Source organism: Deltaproteobacteria bacterium (assembly GCA_016219225.1).
Lineage (GTDB): Bacteria > Desulfobacterota > RBG-13-43-22 > RBG-13-43-22 > RBG-13-43-22 > RBG-13-43-22.
Map to the genome: position 1 here is coordinate 1 of JACRBX010000144.1, position 19,467 is coordinate 19,467.

General features: G+C 53.0%; 17 protein-coding genes. All 17 read right to left on the reverse strand.

Translation table 11 applies throughout. The features are described 5' to 3' along the window. Positions 1-679 precede the first annotated feature (679 nt). Positions 680-2,482 carry an acyl-CoA dehydrogenase gene (locus HY879_12190; protein MBI5604106.1) on the reverse strand — a complete coding sequence of 601 codons (1,803 nt, stop codon included), beginning with the start codon at positions 2,480-2,482 and terminating at the stop codon, positions 680-682. A gap of 298 nt (positions 2,483-2,780) precedes the next feature. Then, the gene (locus tag HY879_12195; protein MBI5604107.1) at positions 2,781-4,556 is read right to left on the reverse strand and encodes a DUF1446 domain-containing protein; all 1,776 of its coding nucleotides are present in this window, start codon (positions 4,554-4,556) and stop codon (positions 2,781-2,783) included. A 188-nt stretch (positions 4,557-4,744) separates the two neighbouring features. After that, on the reverse strand, positions 4,745-5,242 hold the full coding sequence (locus tag HY879_12200; GenBank protein ID MBI5604108.1) for a 4Fe-4S binding protein: 498 nt from the start codon (positions 5,240-5,242) through the stop codon (positions 4,745-4,747). Positions 5,243-5,293: 51 nt separating this feature from the next. Next, positions 5,294-5,761, reverse strand: coding sequence for an AMP-binding protein (locus tag HY879_12205; protein MBI5604109.1), 468 nt, complete (start codon positions 5,759-5,761; stop codon positions 5,294-5,296). A gap of 260 nt (positions 5,762-6,021) precedes the next feature. Then, positions 6,022-7,119, reverse strand: coding sequence for an AMP-binding protein (locus HY879_12210; GenBank protein ID MBI5604110.1), 1,098 nt, complete (start codon positions 7,117-7,119; stop codon positions 6,022-6,024). Positions 7,120-7,207: 88 nt separating this feature from the next. Continuing rightward, positions 7,208-7,687: a Zn-ribbon domain-containing OB-fold protein gene (locus HY879_12215; protein MBI5604111.1), complete on the reverse strand. Its 480-nt coding sequence runs from the start codon at positions 7,685-7,687 to the stop codon at positions 7,208-7,210. Positions 7,688-7,880: 193 nt separating this feature from the next. Further along, complete coding sequence (locus tag HY879_12220) at positions 7,881-9,041, reverse strand: thiolase family protein (protein ID MBI5604112.1); 1,161 nt, start codon at positions 9,039-9,041, stop codon at positions 7,881-7,883. A gap of 149 nt (positions 9,042-9,190) precedes the next feature. Further along, entirely contained in the window at positions 9,191-10,333 is a 1,143-nt protein-coding gene (locus HY879_12225; GenBank protein ID MBI5604113.1) for a thiolase family protein, read from the reverse strand. Positions 10,334-10,470: 137 nt separating this feature from the next. After that, a complete protein-coding gene (locus tag HY879_12230) occupies positions 10,471-10,926 on the reverse strand; it encodes a Zn-ribbon domain-containing OB-fold protein (protein ID MBI5604114.1) in 456 nt (151 codons plus the stop codon). A gap of 265 nt (positions 10,927-11,191) precedes the next feature. Further along, positions 11,192-12,412 (reverse strand): thiolase family protein, encoded by a 1,221-nt coding sequence (locus tag HY879_12235; GenBank protein MBI5604115.1) that lies wholly within the window; start codon positions 12,410-12,412, stop codon positions 11,192-11,194. A 12-nt stretch (positions 12,413-12,424) separates the two neighbouring features. Beyond that, entirely contained in the window at positions 12,425-13,444 is a 1,020-nt protein-coding gene (locus tag HY879_12240; protein ID MBI5604116.1) for a hypothetical protein, read from the reverse strand. 228 nt (positions 13,445-13,672) lie between these two features. Then, positions 13,673-14,128 carry a Zn-ribbon domain-containing OB-fold protein gene (locus tag HY879_12245; GenBank protein ID MBI5604117.1) on the reverse strand — a complete coding sequence of 152 codons (456 nt, stop codon included), beginning with the start codon at positions 14,126-14,128 and terminating at the stop codon, positions 13,673-13,675. 23 nt (positions 14,129-14,151) lie between these two features. Continuing rightward, on the reverse strand, positions 14,152-14,646 hold the full coding sequence (locus tag HY879_12250) for a Zn-ribbon domain-containing OB-fold protein (protein ID MBI5604118.1): 495 nt from the start codon (positions 14,644-14,646) through the stop codon (positions 14,152-14,154). A 99-nt stretch (positions 14,647-14,745) separates the two neighbouring features. Next, positions 14,746-15,915, reverse strand: a complete 1,170-nt coding sequence (locus tag HY879_12255) for a thiolase family protein (protein ID MBI5604119.1) — start codon at positions 15,913-15,915, stop codon at positions 14,746-14,748. 46 nt (positions 15,916-15,961) lie between these two features. Continuing rightward, positions 15,962-17,107 carry a thiolase family protein gene (locus HY879_12260; GenBank protein MBI5604120.1) on the reverse strand — a complete coding sequence of 382 codons (1,146 nt, stop codon included), beginning with the start codon at positions 17,105-17,107 and terminating at the stop codon, positions 15,962-15,964. A 10-nt stretch (positions 17,108-17,117) separates the two neighbouring features. Then, on the reverse strand, positions 17,118-18,302 hold the full coding sequence (locus HY879_12265) for a thiolase family protein (protein MBI5604121.1): 1,185 nt from the start codon (positions 18,300-18,302) through the stop codon (positions 17,118-17,120). 17 nt (positions 18,303-18,319) lie between these two features. Further along, complete coding sequence (locus HY879_12270) at positions 18,320-19,207, reverse strand: 3-hydroxyacyl-CoA dehydrogenase family protein (GenBank protein MBI5604122.1); 888 nt, start codon at positions 19,205-19,207, stop codon at positions 18,320-18,322. Positions 19,208-19,467 lie beyond the last annotated feature (260 nt).

A 19,467-nucleotide genomic window follows, 5' to 3' on the forward strand; every position in this document is an offset into this window, starting at 1 on the left:
AATAATATATGTCAAGAAAAAAATGATATTTACATGCCTACAAAATTCATGCCAAAATTAATCCATTTTATTGATTTTTAATAACTTTTCAGCAAAAAGTAGAAGGAAAACCCGCCTGAAAAATTCGATATAGGCCCTGAAAATGCCCATTTCTGAGGTATTAACAATGAATAATCAACAAGTTGACTTGGCCCGACCCTCTTTTCCGGTTGGAGTGAATCTTGCTGGCCCGGTTGCGGGTGAAACGCGGGTTACCCTCTCTTTCAAATGAAAATCATCAATCCTTTGCGCTGGCCAAACACCACATTAGTAGGTGAAGTCAACTTAACTAAATACGTACTTTTATTATGAGTAGTCTCCCCCTTGCTCTTGCCAATTCCTCTCGGGGCATACGGATATCGTTCCTCCAATCCCTCCCACACATGGCTCTCACAAAGCAAGAACCGGGGCTTGGAATAATCAGTTTTCGACGGCGGGGCGCAGGTCATGTCCACAAAATTAATGGGCCTGAATGCAGCTCCACCGCAGACCTCCCAGATGAAATCAAGGATGAAGGTGAGCACATTTCCCGTCACGCCAGCGGCGTGCCTGCGTGGGCAGGATGTCCCGTCTTCATCGCGATTAGCGAGCAAACTACGAATAAATTGACCGGATCAATGAAACAGCTACTGGGGTTCCCTCACAGCCATTCTTCTTTGATATCGACGGCAGAGGTATCCTCCATACGGATGATCCTGGCTCGTCCAAAGACCTGGGGTAGAAAATTGCGGACAGAATAATGCACCGTCTCGATCTTACCCTTGTAGAAACGGGCATCGGCCTCACCGCAATTTCCTTCCTTGATTTTTTTTTCGGCGATCAGGCCCTGGTCGAGCAGCAGATGGGCGATGGCCACCTCGGCCATGGAGTCCAGAAAGCGGGTGGCCGTCAGGGGGATCAGGACCATTTTCCCCTCCTGGACACAGCGGGCATAATACAGGCTGATCTCCACCAGGGTTTCCAGGGCCTCTTCCAGAAGACCCATATCCGCAGAAAAGGTCGGGTTCGCTTTATAATCCTGGACAAATTGCTTCACTTCGTTGATCCAGTCCTGGAATACTTTACCCCCTTCCAGGTTCAACTTCCGGCCGATAAGATCAATGGACTGGATGTAATTGGTCCCGTCCCAGATGGAAAGGATCTTGCAATCCCGGGTGTATTGCTCCACCGGGTACTCCTTGGTAAAGCCGTATCCTCCCAGGATTTGTATCCCCTCCCGGCCCATTTCAAAAATCCGGTCCGAACAGTAGGCCTTGACCAGGGGCGTCAACAGTTCCATCCGGCCCCGGGCCTTTTTCCGTTCCTCTTCCGAGGGAGAGGAACGGACTAAATCTTCCATGAAATAGGCCTGGTAAACCAGTGCCCGCATCCCCTCGGTCAGGGCCTTTAGATTCATGAGCATGCGCCGTACATCGGCATGCTCCACGATCCGTGCCCGGCCCCCCTTTTTCCCGAAAGGCACACCCTGGACCCGCTCTTTGGCATAGGCCAGGACATTGGCGTAAATGTTGGCCCCGAAGGCCACGGCCTCGAGACCCACGGCCGTTCGGGCCAGGTTGACCATGTCGAACATGTAGGCCAGGCCCATGCCCGGCTGGCCGATCAGATGGGCCCGGCACTTGCCGTTTTCTCCGAAGTTCATGACGCAGGTGGCCGAACCGCTCAACCCCATCTTATGCTCGATGCCGATACAGGCCACGTCATTGGGGTCTCCAAGGGAACCGTCTTCATTGACCCAGATCTTGGGCACGGCAAAGAGAGACACCCCCTTGGCCCCTTCCGGCGCCCCTTCGATGCGGGCGATCACTAAATGGATGATGTTCTCCACCAGATTATGTTCTCCGGAGGTTATAAATATTTTTGTCCCTTGAATTCGAAAGGTATCACCATCCGGGACGGCCTTGACGGTCACCATGTGGGCATCGGACCCTACCCCCGGCTCGGTCAGACACATGCTTCCGCACCAGGTGCCGTTGTACATCTTTTTGACGAACATCTCCCTTTGCTTATCATTCCCGTAACGTTCGATCATCCCGCCGTTGCCCACCCCCATGCCGGAGTAACAACAGAAGGCAAAGTTGGCGCTCATCATGAACTCGGAAGCCGCCTCGGCAATGACCAGGGGAAGCCCCTGTCCGTCGAATTCCGGGTTGACGGCCAAGCCGAACCAGCCCCCTTCCTTGAAGACCTCCCAGCAACGGTGAAAAGATTCGGGCACCGAAACCTGTCCGTTTTCAAATCGGGCACCTATCCGATCCCCGTCCTGAAAGGTGGGGGCCAGTTCATTGGCCGCGATCTTCTGGGCCTGGTCCAGGATCATCTCGAAATCGTCTATCGAAAAATCCTTGTAGGCCTCAAATTCCAGCAAACGTTCGACACCAAGTTGTTCCTTTAAGACGAAGCGCACATCCCGGTCATTCCGCTTATAAAAATTCTGTCCCATAGAAAAACCTCCCTATCCGAATTGATGAAAAAATGTTTAAGCCAGGATTAACAGGATTCGCATGTAAAGGCGTAACACTCTTTAGGCACGGGTCTGGCTAAGCCTGACACACGGATTTCACGGCACTTTTTCCCTGTTCAAGATATCGGGCTTCCGATATCTTGAACACCCTGTCCGCCTGTGGTGGATGGAGGGTATCCATCAATCCCGGATTTTTTCTTCCTGGCACAGCTTTATCAGTCGCTCATCCATCTTCCCGGCATGAAAATCCAGGTACCACTCATCACCGATATAGGTGCTAGGAAACAATCGATTCCGGCATCTCCACAACCTTTGCCCTCAGGTACTCACCGAGAGTTTTGGCCTGGGGATCCAGTCTGACCGATGCCGCCACCCCGTCTCCGAGAACCCCTTTGATATAGAAGTTCAACGCCAATAAATTGGGAAAGTCATAGCGCTCGACCTCATAGGGCCGTATATCCTTGAGGAGTTCCTTTAAACGGTGGGTGGTCAAAAAATGAAACAGGAAGGCAAAGGCCTCTGGCGTCTTGGCCCAGACCCCGAGATTGGCGTTTCCCCCCTTATCGCCGGAGCGGGTGGCGAAAACACGGCCCAAGGGCATCCGGATGGTTTTGCCCTGGGGTGGGGGTGGAGGGCTTATAGGAAGCCCCTTAGCAAAGGGAGTAAAGGGTTCGACCGAAAAGGATTCAACGATGGTCTCCCGGTCTTCCACAACCACTTTTTGTTTGATCTGATTGGCCGAAATCAGGCTCGGCCAATGGCTGATGATGGGTGTCCCCTTGGACGGCGGCTCCGTACCGGCAAAACCGGGAATGCTGGCTAAGGCCAGTTCTATGATTTTTGTCGACAGTTTGGCTACTTTTTGGGCGTCGGGGTCGATGACCGAAAAGCGCAGATAGGCGAAGGCCTCTTCATTCGACCGGGGATCCTCTTTGTCAGACCGGATGAGACTCACATCGGAAAAGGTGAATTGGTCCCGGCCCCCAAGACTTTCGAATAAGGTTTCCTCAAGAATCCTGGCCTTTTTTTCAACGTCGAGACCGGTCAGAAGAATGGTTTTGGAATTGCGGTAACCCCCAAGGGTATTCAAACACACCTTGGCCGTGGACGGCGGGGGCTCCCCTATTACACACGTGATTCTGACCCGCTCAGGTCCTTCCTGGGCTATGTCGATGGTGTCGAAACGGGCGATCACGTCCGGGGTCAGATATTTTGGCTCCCGGATTTCATAAAGGAGCTGGGCCTTTACCGTATCCACGGAAACCAGGCCCCCTGTACCCGGATGTTTGGTGATCACACAGGACCCATCGGCAAAGATTTCGGCCAAAGGGAACCCCACATTGGTATACGAGGGGACCTCATCAATAAAGGAATAATTTCCTCCCGTGGCCTGGGTCCCGCACTCGATGATATGCCCGGCCACCGTGGCGCCGGCCAGCCGGTCCCAATCCCGGCGTTCCCAGCCGAACCACCAGGCCGCCGGTCCGACGACCATAGCCACATCGACCAGACGACCGGCCACCACAATATCCGCGCCCTGTCTCAAGGCCTCGGCCACGCCCCAGCCACCCAGATAAGCATTGGCCGTAATGGGGGTGATTTTCCCTTCTTTCAGCGTAATCCCCTTATCCAAATGGGTAAGGGACTCTCCCTGGTCCTGCAGCGCAGCAAGACGGGGCATTAGATCGTCTCCCTCTATATAGGCGATCTTCGGATTGAGTCCCAGGGCGGCAGCGATCTTTTTAAGCTCCCTGGCCAGGCCCTGGGGATTCAATCCCCCGGCATTGGCCACGACACGAATCCCTTTATCGAGGCACTCCCCCATGACCTGTTCCATCTGGATCAAAAAGGTATGGGCATAGCCGGCCTCCGGATTTTTCATTTTCTGTTTGAAGAGAATCGCCATAGTCAGTTCGGCTAAATAATCTCCTGTCAGCACATCAATGGGCCCTCCCTGGACCATTTCTTTGGCTGCCGACAGGCGATCGCCGAAAAACCCGCTGCAATTGGCGATAATCACCCGGTCCGTGTTCTTAAGGTTTGTTTCCTTCATGGATTCTGTCTATCCTCTTAGCTGATTTATGGATTCACTTTTACGGTCAATGGTGATTTCACCTTCATACTCAGCCGGGAATCTCCAGTCCTTCATATTAAATTCATTCACCTTCGGCAGACTGCCCTGCTCCACCGCCCTTTTGGTATAGAGGCGACAATCTAATATAAAGTCGTCACCATCTGTGCTTATATCAAACCCCGTTCCTGGGCGATCCGCATTTTCATGTCCACTATGTCCACCGGGGGAATATAACGATCTTTTTCGTCTTTTTGGCAAAGTTCGACGGCTTCAAAGTCGCAAGCCCCTCCACACACACCGCAACCAATACATCGACCCCGGTTCACCAAGGCCGTCTCATCAATGGTTATGGCCTCCATGGGGCAGCGATCGGCGCACAGGCCGCAAGCCGTGCAACGGTCAGGGTCGATCTGGGCAAAAAAATTAGTATGGGCCACTGAAGCCGGCGCCTTCATTTTTTTCAATCCCTTGAGAAGACCGCAACAACAGCCACAGCACATACAAAAACCCCAGACCTTCTGACCATTCCCCGGCTGGAGGACCAGCCCGTCATCCATGGCTTTATGGAGGATTTCCAAGGCCTCCGGCTGGGAAATTTCCCGGCCGAGGCCGCTGTCAATGTAAAAAAATGCCCCGGTCCCGAAGGCCATGCACACTTCGGTCATATGATCACAGCCTATCAGAATTTATGATGCCTAAAAGTTTATTTCCGGATTTTATAATTTTCTTTTTACGATTTCTCTTATTTCCCGCTTTAATATCTTTCCCGTTCCCGTCTTTGGAAGGGCTTCCAACAAAAAAACCCTTTTGGGGGCTACAAAATGATGGATAGCGTTTCTTAAGAAAAGAATCAATTCTTCTTCGGTTGCACTTTGACCGGGTTTCAAGACAACAGCCGCCGCCACTTCTTCCCCATATTTGGTATCCGGAATGGCGATGACCGCGGCCTCCAGGACTGCAGGATGTTTGTAAAGAAGGTTTTCCGAAACCCCCGGATCGATATTCTCACCACCTTTGATGATCAGGTCTTTTTTCCGACCCACGATATATAGCTCTCCGTCTTCATCAAAGCGGCCCAGGTCCCCGGTATAAAGCCAGCCGTCTTTCAAAGTCTCGGCTGTTTCCTTGGGCTTGTTTAAGTAGCCGACCATGACCCCGGGGCCTTTGGCGATAATTTCACCCACCTCTCCCTGAAGGACTTCTGGCTCTTCCGCAGAATCTGTGGGTAAAAAATTGGCATTTATTTATAAAGCATCTCTGCCCTTTAATGACGTAGGCTGATTTTGATTAGAATTGACGGCTCATTTATCATCGATGTCCTTCTTATTTGAGGTGCACAATTTTTCATAAAGCCAAGAGGAATTTGAGTGCATAATTATTGGCTAAATTTGTGGCCCCAAAAGCTGCTAAACCGGCATGAATACTCAGCTATCTTATTAGGATCTTATAAATAGTACCCACAGATTCTGCGGAAGAGCCGGACTTCTTTGCCTTCTTGATTAATACATTTTACCTCCAGTCCCAGAACCGGAGGACCGACCGAACCGATCTTGAACTTTCCATCCGGCCGCTGTCTGGCAATCGTCGGTCCTGCCTCGGTACAGCCATAGCCGTGGAATATTTTGATCCCGAAAAGGTCCTGGGCCTGGATCAACAGCTCTTCGGGAAGAGGTGCCCCGGCGCTGACCAGATACTTCATGGATTTCAAACTGTGCCTTTCCGGATTAAAAAGGGGCATCATCATGGCAATCATGGTCGGAACCATGCCGGCCACCGTAATCCGGTAATCCGTGATGATTTCCAGGACCTTCTGCGGGTCAAACCAGGGGACCAGGACCAGGCGGCTGCCGAAATAACAACTTTCATGAAAACCTAAGACCCCGTAAATATGATTCATAGGCACAACCCCCAAAAAGCAATCGCCCGGTCCGGAGGGCCAGACGGCCGCACCTTGAAGCATGTTCTCGACCAGGTTGCCGTGGGAGAGCATGACCCCCTTGGGAAAGCCGGTAGAGCCGGAGGTATACATCAGGATGGCCAGATCGTCGGCTGCCAGGTCTTCGACCTCCCCCGGATCGATGCCTTGTTTTTTGAAGGCTTCATAAGACAACACCTGTCCGGGTTTCTCATCTTTGACCTCTCCGCCTATGACCACTATTTTCCGTACGGTCGTGTTGCCTTCCAGGGCTTCCTTCATTTTGGGCCAGAGCTTCTCTTCGGTGATAAGAATCCGGGGACGGGCATCTTCCAGGATATAGCGGACTTCCTGCGGGGTAAGCATGAATATGATCGGAAGAAAAACGGCCCCCATCCGCATGGTGCCGTTCATCAACTCCGGGATTTCTAAAATATTGCTGACCATCACCCCCACGATATCCCCTTTTCGCACCCTCAGATTCATGAGACCTGCGGCTACGGCCCGGGCTCGCCGGTCGATCTCCACATTAGTCAGAACGCTCTTGGAATCATCCGTGAGATAAGTGAACTGCTCAAACTCCCCATATCGCTTGATGCCCTCAACCTCAAAACCAGCCATATTCATTTTCGGTCACCTTTGCTTGATTATGTTAAGCCCTCATGTACAAAATCAAGGTCAGATTTTCATCATTCTTCATTCATTAAAGGCCTTTTTACCGAATGATCTCGAAATATCGGATATCCTGAATGTTTCCTTCCATCTCGGCCTGGTCTTTAAAAACTGCCCGAACCTTCATTCCGACCTTGATTTTGCTTTCATCAATCTCATTGATCAGATGGGAAAAGATGTTGTCCGAACCGTCGAGGTTGATATAGCCGTAGGTATAGGGGATCGGTCTTTGCCGGCCCGTTGCCGGATCGATAAAAGGATAGTTGACCACGGAAAAGGCTTTGATCGTTCCCTGATCGGAGAGTTCCACCAATTCATCCAGCTTCTGAAAACAGGGGCCGCAGATCCGCCGGGGCGGGACTAAAACCTTTTGGCATTTTGGGCAGCGAATCCCCAAAAATCGTCTCTTCTCCCGGATCTCCTGAAAGAAGCGGCTGCCGTATAATCCGATGGACCATTCATAGGGCATGGCCAGGTCCCCTGAATTCAGGGTCAACAGTTCTTGATTTTTTCCATCCTGCATTTTCATCTCCTCAATCATCTTTCCCCCTTTCATTTATGATGGAGTCGTAAAAAGTCGTCATTCTCGCGCAGGCGGGAATCCAAGCCAGGCCTAACCGATTATAAACACTGGATTCCCGTTTTCACGGGAATGACGAAAATAGGCCATTTTGGACTTTTTCCGAGGTCTAAAGGTAAAGGGGGCCATTCTCAATCTATGGTTTCTTACTGCTCATGATAATGGCATCGGACCACCAGCACCCACCGAAGCCCGTGGCCAGGGCTGTTTTTACATCCGGAACCTGGCGTTTATCCCCCTTGCCCATGATCTGCAGGGCGGCTTCGGCCGTCCTCAAAAGGGCCGTGGCCCCGATACAATTGGTGCTCATGACCCCTCCGGAAGGATTGATGGGCAGCTTGCCGCCCATATCGGAATGGCCCTCCCAGATAAATTTCGGACCTTCTCCGGGTCCGCAGAAACCGAGTACCTCAATCCACTTGAGCCCGGCATAGGAATAAGGAAGATAGAGCTCGGCCACATCCAGTTCCTCCACCGGATGGCGGATGCCGGCCTTTTCATAAACCTCCAGGGAGGCCCTCTTAAGCGAAAGGAGACCGGTGTTGTAGTCTACGTCCCCGAACCAGGTGGCGGCATGGCGCACGGCACAGGCCTTGATCCAGGCCGGTTTGGGGGCGATCCTTTCGGCCGTTCCTTCAGCGGCAAAGACCACGGCACAGGCCCCGTCCGTCCGGGGACAGACGTCTAAGAGCTTGATCGGATAGGCCAGCATAGCCGATTCCATGACGTCCTTGATGGTGATGGGCCGGCCATGAAGCTGGGCATAGGGGTTGTTCATGGCGTGGGTCCGTTCCCGGACAGCCACCCTGGCTGCATCTTCCTGGGTGGCCCCGTATTGCTCCATGTAGGCCGAGGCCTCCGTTGCCAGGCTGGGGATGGCCCCCGAATAGGAGAATCGGTCCCAGACCGGATCACTGCAGGTGATGATGGCCCCGGTGGTATCGCTTTCGGAATTCTTCTCCCAGCCGATGGCCAACACCTTATCGAAAAGACCGGAGGCCACATGGTAGTAGGCCGCGATGGCCACCGATGTGCCGGTGGTTCCTCCGGTGGTCACCTTCATGATCGGCTTCATATACCCGCCCGAGCCCTCAACACTCCAGGTGTCCACATAATTGATCGATTCGAAATGATCCATATTGCCGATAACGATGGCATCGATATCCCTGATGGTCAATTCGCAGTCCTTTAAGGCCCTCTCTACGGCCTCATGGATCAACTCCCGGCCGTTGACATCCAGCCTGTGGCTGCGATGATGGGTCTGACCCGTCCCTACGATAGCTACCCGTCTGGCCATTTATTTTCTCCTTAATTTTGACAGGATTTACAGGATGGACATGATTAATAAAATCCTGAGAATCCTGTTAATCCTTACATATTGACTTCAACCTATTGTCAGGCAAGATGCCTGACCTATTTTTAATGAGGTTCTACTTTTGAAAGCTATTATTGATCCCTGCCCATGATCCAGATGCAATGGCTTTGACCGCATGGGCCGTTGATGCCCTGAGCCAGGGCGGTTTTTACGCCGTCGATTTGATGCTCTCCGGCCTCTCCGCGGATCTGGAGCACGCCCTCGATGATCCGGGCCAGTCCGGCCGCGAGGACCGGGTGGGCCGACAGAACGCCTCCGGAAGGATTGACCGGAAGCGATCCCTCCATGGTCGAGATCTTCTTTTCAATCATGCGGCCCCCTTCTCCGGGCCCGCAAAATCCCAGGCCTTCCAGCCAGAGGGGTTCCATGTAACTGAAGGCATCGTAAAGCTCGACCACATCGATTTCTTTTAAGGGATCACGGATGCCGGCCATGGCGTAAGCCTTTTTAGCCGCTTCCTTAAGGGCTATCGGGTCGGCCAGATCGCGGTCTCCTAAAAAGTAGGCCTCGGAGCAATGGGCTATGCCTTTGATCCACACGGGCTTCTTATGTGCTTTTCTCGCCCTCTCTTCATTGGCGATGATGATGGCCGCGGCCCCGTCGCTTATGGGACTGCAATCGAGGAGTTTGAGCGGGTCAGCGATTTTCCGCGACCGCATAACATCTTCCACGGTGATATTCATGGGGAGTTGGGCCAGGGGATTTTTTCTGGCATTGCCGTGATTCTTGACTGAAACCTGGGCAAATTGCTCCTCTGTCACCCCATATTTTTCCATATAGACATTGGCCTGAAGGGCCGAGGCGCTGAGGACCTCGATCCCCAGGGGACGATGATAAATGGGATCAAACATGCCGTTGGTAATGAACCGGGGGTCCCCTTCGCTCCCCTTGGAATGGGCCACCACCAGGGTCGTCCCGAAACCGCCCAGGACCCTCATGGCCCCGTAAAAAGCGCCGAAGGTGCCGTCCCCTTCCACGGTGGAAACATTTTTATCATGGGCCCCGGCCGCCTCCTGCACGGCCATGCAGGAGATGGTCCGGCCGTCCCAGAAATCGTTGGATATGGTGATGACGTTGTCGATGTCATTAAGCGTAAAGCCCGCATCCTCCATAGCCTTTACAGTCACTTCGTAGACCAGGTCATAAAAGATCTCGCCCTTTTTTCTCCGCTCATACTTGGTCTGTCCCACGCCGACGATGGCTATTCTTTCCATAGTTCCTCTCTAAACCCTCCTGTGCCAGGCTCCCCCAGGCTCAAGATTATGTAGGACAGGCGCCCTCGCCTGTCATTAGTGGACACAGCCGAGGGCGGCTGTGCTACAATTTCAAAACCTTAAATTCTTCTTTCGCACTAAACAATGGAAAATCCCTCTATATCCCTGATATGGCCGGTGCGCTTCCCGGCGAATTTAGCCTTCACCCGAACCTCTTTTTTCAAACGGTCCAGGTCCCCTTTGATGATGTGCAAGAAACCAACGTCGGCCCCATCTAATTTGATCAAAGCATAGGCATAGGGCGGTTCCGTCGGTTGCAGCGGATAGGCAAAACGGACGATGGTGAATGCCTCAACTTTCCCTTCCGGACTCAGATCCACCCAATCGGTTATACGCTTAAAACACTTACCGCAATTCATACGGGGAGGCACAAAGACGGTCTTGCATTCGCTGCAGCGGTTTCCGATAATTTTTTGATCATCCCGCAGCGACACTAAAAAGCGGCTCCCCACCTCGCCGACCGACCAGGTGTAGGGGACCTTGATCTGTCCCTTGAGGGTCAAGGGTTCCACTCGTTCAATCCAATTTGACATTGTATTCCTCCAGGTTATGCTTCCCTCACCCCAGCCCTCTCCTGCCAGGGGGAGGGAGCCATATTAACTTCTTCCCCCTTTGACGGGGAGGATAAAGGAGGGGGGAAACCACGTTTTCTCTCTAAGTCTTCATGCCTGCTTAAAGCGGGCATCGACAAAACATGAAAATGGTTTACTCCGAACTCCGAACTCTATACTCTATACTCCGAACTGTATTTTCCGGGCCTTGAACCCTGTACCTTGAACCTTGAACCGCATTTTTGCACTACACCTTAATCAATATGGCCTCTCCCTGGGAGAGCCCTCCGCAGATGGCCGCCACACCCATACCGCCGCCTCGCCGCATCAGTTCGTACATCATGGTCATGGTAATCCGGGCACCGCTGGCCCCCACCGGATGGCCGATGGCCACGGCACCGCCGTTGACATTGGTTTTGTCCTGCAAGGCCCGCCATTTCCCCCCATCCCCCCTGGCCAATTCCTTGAGCGAAACCAGGGTCACGGCGGCAAAGGCTTCGTTGATCTCGATCAGGTCCATTTCGTCGATGGTGTGATTGGTCCTGGCAAACATCTTATCGATGGTCTGGGCCGGGACGCAGGCCATGTACTTAGGGGTTCCGGCGCCAGCCTCACAGGCCAGGATCTGGGCCATGGGCTTAAGCCCCAGGGACTCGGCCTTCTGCCGGCTCATAAGGACTACGGCGGAGGCCCCGGAGTTTAATCCCGGGGCATTACCGGCGGTAACGGTAGGACTGCCGTAAACGGTCTTTAAAGCAGCCATTTTCTCCGGGCTCAGATTATCCCGGGGCGATTCATCGCGGTCGAGGATAATGGGGGCCTTCTTTTGGGGAATTTCGATTTTCATCAGTTCTTCACCGATTTTAAACTTCCCCTCTTTATAAGCACGGAAATATTTTTGATGGCTGTCTATGGCCCATTCATCCTGCATTTCCCGGGTCACCCCGTATTCAACGGCCACCTGGCCGGCATCGGTGGCCACTGGGGCAAAGCCTTTTCTGCCGTACCCGAGTTCATAGAGAACATCTTCCAGTTCCAGAGGTCCCAGGCGCACACCCCAGCGGGCCTTGGCCGCACTGGCGATGAGTCCGGCATTGGCCATGTTTTCTGCACCGGAGGCAATAACAATTTGGGCATCGCCCGATTTGATGGCCCGGTAGCCCAGGCGCAGGGCCGTCATAGAGGAACAGCAGGCCCGGTCGATGGTCAGCGAAATATTATTTTCCGGGAACCCGGCCAAAAGGGTAATCTGCCTGGCCGGCACATTAGTATAGATGGCATATTCGGCGGGAATGCAGGTGCCGTAGTACATCTCGTCCACCTGTCCCGGATCGAGATTGATTCGGCGAACCACTTCCTGCAGGACCATGACACCCAGGTCCATACTCAAAATCGTTTTGAGTACACCGTCAAAACGGCCGAAGGGTGTCCTTACCGCACTGACAATAACCACATCATTCGAATTCATAATTGTTTCCTTTCAAAGCAGCATAAGTTCATGGAGCATCTCTCCACCAACCTGGTCTTTCTGACCATCAATTTCGATCTTCATATCATAGTCGGCCAGAAAACGGTAATAATATTGCTTCCAGTCCGTCACCTTTGGAAGCTCCATGGATTCGATGACCCGGGTTGATTTAATGTTCAACTGGAGCTTCACTCCCTTGACGTCGGTGGAGATGGTCAGGGCCTTGGCATAGTCCTTACCGTTTGTTTCATCCCGGACGATATCGGCAAACTCCGCCTTCATCATATCGGTGGAAAGGACGATTTCTCCGCCTTTGGCCAACAGAAGGGGCGACATGATGAGGGCCTCATTATCCCTCGGGATGACCCAGCCGTAATCGATGGTGTAATCGCGGTTGTGAATCCGGCCCCAGTACCAACCTTCGATAAACCCGTGCATGGAACAGTTTCCCCAGTTATGATCATGGTATCCCGCACCCCTGACTTTCAGGGTCTCCTCTTTTAGAAAGAGTTCACCGCTTACTTCCCCATAAGGGACTGGAACGCACCATCCTGACAACTGTCCATTTTCTTCGTTTTTGTAAAGAAATCCCGTGCCGGGTTTCCAACCCGGGACGATATTCTTAAAGGTCAGATGAAGGCCCACCCCCTTGATCTTGATAGAGACCTCATATCCGTCACCGGTATCTTTGATCCAGTCATTACCCATTCTCACGTCACAGTAATCCGCACCGGCATAAATTTCATCCTCCTTAAAGGAAGCGAACCGTACTACCTTGGTGCCGTCTGGTTTGTAGATCATAACCTGCGAAGTCGGCACGATAGGATTCATGAAACCATTCATGTAGTGGAAGGTGACCACCGCATGGTATCCGTTATCAAAAGAGCAATCCAGATACCACCACTCGAAGTATTGGTCGCTTTTGTAAATGTGATTCCCATCATCCCGGCGCTGATAATTACCGGGATTCCGATCGGCACCCCGGCTGCCATTCCACATGGCCAGATAATTTTTCTTTTCCTTTTCGTCCATGGGACCTCCTGGTTAAAAAAAACGTTCGGCGTTAAGCGTTCGGTGTTCGGCGAAAATAGCTTAAAGAAACAAAATAAAAATTATTTAAGCTATATTACTACAGCGACAATTTTTCGTCATTCCCGAATGTCTTTATCGGGAATCCAGGTTTTTCAAAAAAATGAGAAATCAAAGTCCCTGGATTCCGGCTTAAACCATGCCGGAATGACCCCTGACCCCTGACCCGCCTCAAATCGGTTTAAAATACCTGATATCCAATATGTTTCCTTTTCGCTCCTCGGCAAAAACCGGTTTTACCCGCATCCCGATATGGATTTTTTCATAATCCGTCTCGGCGATAAAATGGGTGATGCCCGTATCGGCACCGTCCAGTTTGATGACCCCGTAGACAAAGGGTGCTGGGCGGGGATGGATGGGTTCCGAGTAGGTCACCTGCGTATAGGACTCGACCGTTCCCATGGGGCCGATCTCCACCACCTCAGTCAATTCCGAAAAACAATGTCCGCAGGTGGACCTCGGAGGCCAGAAGACCTTGTTGCATTTGGGGCAACGGACCCCCACAATGACCTTATGGTCCCGAAGATTGACATAAAAGAGACTCCCCATTTTCCCGGCATAGTACAGGCTGTTGGCCTTCAGGCGTTGCTTGACTTCAAAGGGGGGATAAGTTTTGGCATCTTCCATTTTCCTGCTCCTTAGCTTTAATTCTACGCGGGTTTCTTCTGCCCCGGCAGAGGTTCGAAATACAAGATGTCGCTTAGATCACCGATCCTCTCCTGTGGGGGCCGCAAAATAATTCTTAAACGCATCCCCACCCAGATTTTATCCAAATCGGGTTCCATGCTGACTAAGTGGTCCAGTACCGAGGTGGCCCCATCCAACTGCACGGAGCCGTAAACAAAAGGCGGGTTGTGCGGCTTGCCGGTGGTCGGATCGGTGAGGGGCAGATACATAATGGTAAAGGCCTTCAATTTACCTTCCAGTCCGAGTTCCACCCATTCTTCATTCTTGACATGGCATTCGGCACACACAATCCTGGGGGGCAACTGGACCCGTCCGCATTTCGGGCATTTTACCCCGAAAAATTTCCCGTTGTCCCTAAGCTCCGTCAAAGCCCGGGACAGGTACTGTCCGGCCGCAAACTCGAAAGGGACATCCACAACCATGGGAATGGAAATCTGCTCGTCGGTCTTTTTTATCATCACTGTCTCCTTAGCATATTGTTGTCATTCCCGAATGTTTTAAAGCATGCCGGAATGACGGATATGGAGGCTCATCAGCAAAAAAAATAGGCTGTAGTTTCAATCGTCCAGGGTCTTCGATAAAGCGGTCATGACGGTCCAGTTCGTTCCGCCGTAGGCCGTGGTAAAGGCCCTCCGGACCTCTTTGGGCACCTGGTGTTCCCCGGCATCGCCCCGGATCTGCAGGGCCGCCTCCCAGATGCGCAGCATGGCCGAGGCACCGATACAGTTGGTCGATAACACCCCGCCGGAGGGATTCACCGGAATGGGGCCGTCTATATTGGTCATCCCCTTTTCAATCATCTTGAAACCTTCTCCCGGACCGCAAAGCCCCAGGTCCTCATACCAGACCAGTTCGGCCCAGGTGGCCGGCTCATAAATCTCAAAGACGTCAAAATGCTCCGCCGGGTTGGTGACCCCCAGTTTTTTATACATCCGGGAGGCGCAGACCTTGGAAAAAATAGGCCGCTCGGTTTTAACGTCCCGCCAGTCCAGTTCGAATTGTTCGTTATGGGCCGTATCCATGGCCCGGAACCAGACCGGCTTTTTACTGCGCTTTTGGGCCGTTTTTTCATCAGCCAGGATGACGGCACAGGCCCCGTTGGAAGCTGGACACATGTCGAGCATCCGGATCGGATAAGAAAGCATCCGCGAATTCAAGGCATCTTCTATGGTAATGTCTAATTTGAGATGGGCGTATTTATTCTTCCGGGCATTCTGCCTGGCCTTGACGGCCACCATAGCCGAGTGTTCCTCTTTGGCCCCCCAGGCCGCCATATAGGAAGACCCCATCATGGCGAAATAGCCTACCGCCGCACCGGCCATGGACCGTCCCCACAAGGGATGGGCCACGCCGCTTAAGATGGCGCCGGTATCGCCTTCTTCCTGTTTTTCAAAACCGATGCACAGGACCTTGTCGAAAAGACCGCTGGCCACATGATGGATCCCGGCGCAGACCATGGTGGCCCCCACGGTGCCGCCGGTGGTGATCTTGAGACCTGGCCGACCATAAGCGCCTGTCCCGTGGACCAGCCAGCAATCGGTCATGTGGACCCCTTCGAAGAATTCCATATTGCCGAGCAAGACCAGGTCGATCTCGTCTATCGTCATGTCGGCATCCGCCAGGGCCGCCCGGACAGCCTCGTTGACTAATTCCGCCTGATCCACATCGTGACGTCGGGCCTTGTGATAGGTCTGGCCTCCTCCGATGATGGCTACATTTCTTTTCATGGTTGTTTCTCCCTGAAAAATTTTTAGACAGGATTAACAGGATCTGTCAACTCCCCAACACAATCACACACTGATGCTGGCCGCAAAAGCCGCTGTGTCCCTGGGCGACGGCAATTCTGGGACTCTTGACCTGGTGTTCCCCGGCTTCCCCCCTTAACTGGAGGACCGCTTCGGCCACCCGGTTGAGTCCGGCCACATTGGCCGGCACACCGCCCAACAGCCCCCCGGAAGGATTGACCGGCATTTTCCCTTTGAGGGCCGTCAGACCGGAATCGATCATTCGTCCGGCCTCTCCGCGGTCGCACAGCCCCAACCCTTCCAGCCAGAGGAGTTCCTGGTAGGAAAATTCATCCCCTAACTCGACCACATCGATATCCCGCGTCGGCTTCTTAAGGCCGGCCATACGGTAAGCCTGGGCCGCTGCCTTCTCCAAGGCCATACAATCCGCCAGGTCCCGGTCTCCCAAATAATGGGCGTCATAACAAACCCCCATTCCTTTGACCCAGACCGGCTTATCGGTAATTTCCCGGGCCCTTTTCTCCGAGGCCAGGATCATGGCCACGGCACCGTCCGTATCAGGGGCCACGTCGAGCACATGGAGGGGGGAAGCCAGCAGGGGCGAGCTCATGACCCCGGCCACGGTAACCTCCCCGGCCCGATGGGCCACCGGGTTCAACCGGGCATTGGAGAGATTTTTCACCACCACCTGGGATACCTGCTCCCGGGTGATCCCGTATTTGTACATATAACGCCTGGCCTGCAAGGCCCCGGCCGAGGTAAAATCCAGGCCCAGCAACCTTGAATAGATGGGCTCGAAGGCCACATTATTGACGACGTTGCGATTGGTTTGGGACATCTTGGTATGGGCCAAAAGAAGGGTCACCTCGTATTCCCCGGAAAGGATACCGATGGTCCCGTAAAAAACCGCGGTCGATCCATCCATGGCCATCTTCTCTTCATTGCCCAAATGTCCGCCGATCACGTCGGTGATCCCGATATCCGAAATAGTCTGACCGTCCCAGATATCATGAGAGCAACTGATTTTGTTATCGATGTCTTTACCGAGATCCAATCCCGTGTCGTTAAGGACCTGCTTGATTACCTCATAAGCCATTTCGGCATAGTTTACTTCGGCCCGTTTAGGCGCAAATCGGGTTTGAGCCACGGCCACAACGGCCACCTTGTCTACCATAAAACCTCCTTCATATCCTTTCGAAAATCGTGGCGATCCCCTGTCCGCCGCCGATACAGAGGGTGACCAGACCATATCTCCCACCAGTCCTTTTCAAGTGATGCAAGGCCGCCAAAGTCAACCGGCCGCCGCTCATCCCGTTAGGATGGCCGAAGGCGATGGCACCGCCGTTGGGGTTCCACTTTCCCGGGTCGACCTGATGACCCTTCTTTCGGAGTTCTTTCATCACCGCCAGGGTCTGGGAGGCAAAGGCTTCGTTGCACTCCACTACGTCCATATCGGCCAGTTGGAGGCCGGCCCGCTCCAAGGCCTTGGGCACCGCATAGGCCGGAGCTATACCCATATATTTGGGCTCCACACCGAACAAAGCGCAGGACACAAAACGTCCCAAAGGATTGAGACCCGAGTCCCGGCATTTCACTGCGGACATGAGGAGGATGGCCACGCTTCCGTCGTTAAGCCCCGAAGAATTCCCGGCCGTCACCGTCCCCCCTTTTTTGAAGGCCGGTTGCAAGGCCGCCAACTTCTCCAGACTCGTCGCCCTGGGGTGCTCGTCCCGGTCAAAGATAATCGGGGCCCCCTTTTTCTGCGGTATGGTCACAGGGACGATCTCTTCCTGGAAATATCCCGCCTCAATGGCCTGGATGGCCCGCTCCTGGCTTCTGAGGCTGAAGGTATCCTGTTCCTCCCTGGAGATCTCCCATTCCTCGGCCAGGATCTCGGCAATGATCCCCATGGAGACATTGGTATCCGGGGTCGGTCCGGTTTCCTTGGTAATAAAGGCATTGGGCACCAGGGAAAAGGGAACCTTCTGACGCTCCATCAGATAAGGGGCATTACTCCAGCTTTCGCATCCCCCGGCGATGTAAACCTCGCCCATCCCCCCCAATATGGCCAGGGCGGCTGAATTGACGGTCTGCAAGCCTGAGCCGCACTGCCGTTCCACCGTCTGGGCCGGCACGGATACGGGAAGTCCCGCCTTAAGAACAGCCCAGCGGGCAATGTTTATAGCAGCGTGATTGGTACAGGCATGGCCGATCAGGACATCATCCACTATGGCTGGGTTAATTTTTGTCTTTTCCACCAATCCCTTCAATGCGATGGCGGCTAATTCTTCAGGACGAAAACTCGATAATGCCCCACCCATACGTCCGATAGGCGTTCTCACCCCATCCATGATCATAACTTCTTTCATATGTTCCTCTCCTTTTATCAGAAGACCTTAAACGGTTTTTTCGTTCCATCAGGCAGATAATCATAAAATCCCTTGCCATTCTTTATCCCCAGCCGGCCGGCTTCGATCATCTTTCGGTAAAGGATGTTCAGCTTGTCCGCTTCCGAATGGGTATATTCGAAGACCGAATCCTGGGCCATCTGGATCACATCGAAGCCCCCGAAATCCGCTAACTCACAGGGTCCCATGGGGTGGCCGGCCCCGAGCTTCATAGCCGTATCGATATCTTCGGCCATGGCTGTGCCCTCCAGGACCATCTGGGCCGCCGTCATATACAAAGGCCCGAGCAGTCGGTTGACGATAAACCCCGGCGTATCCTTGGCCCTGATGGGCACCTTGCCCAGACGCTTCACCATGTCGATGGTGATCCGGACCGTCTCTTCAGATACCCCGATAGGACAGACCACCTCCACCAATTTCATCACCGCCGCCGGGTTAAAGAAGTGGGTTCCGATCACCTGGGTTTTTCTTTCCGTGGCACCGGCCATGGCCGTTACGGAAAGTACGGAGGTATTGGTGGCCAGGATCGTCTCGGGTCTACAGATCTTATCCAACTCGGCAAAGAGCTTTTTCTTCAGGTTCAGGTCTTCCGGTACGGCCTCAATGACGAAATCCGCATCCCTGGCCGCCTCCTTCAGGTCCGTAGAAGTATTCAGGATCGCCAGGAATTCATCCATCTTTTCCCGGGTGAGCTTACCCTTCTCCACCCGCCTGGCCAGATTTTTACGGATCCGGGCCACTCCCTGATCGATAAACATCTGATCCAGATCATACAGAACAACCTCCAATCCCGCGGATATAGCGGCCTGGGCGATACCATGCCCCATGGTTCCGGAGCCCAATACCGTAATGTTTTTTATTTCCATGAATTTCATCTCCTTTTGGGCAAGATGGGGCTACTTCCATAACAACATTTTGACGCCACCTTTTACCCCGAGGCTTTTAGTTACCCCCAAAATAGTTAATAGTGACTGATTAATCAGTCATTTTTTAAGGCATTATATACTTACTCTTGATGGTCTCGAAAAAACTCGTCATTCCCGCGAAGGCGGGAATCCAGGCTATATGTAACTAATTAAAAACACTGGATTCCCGTTTTCATGGGAATGACGTAAATCGGCGCTTT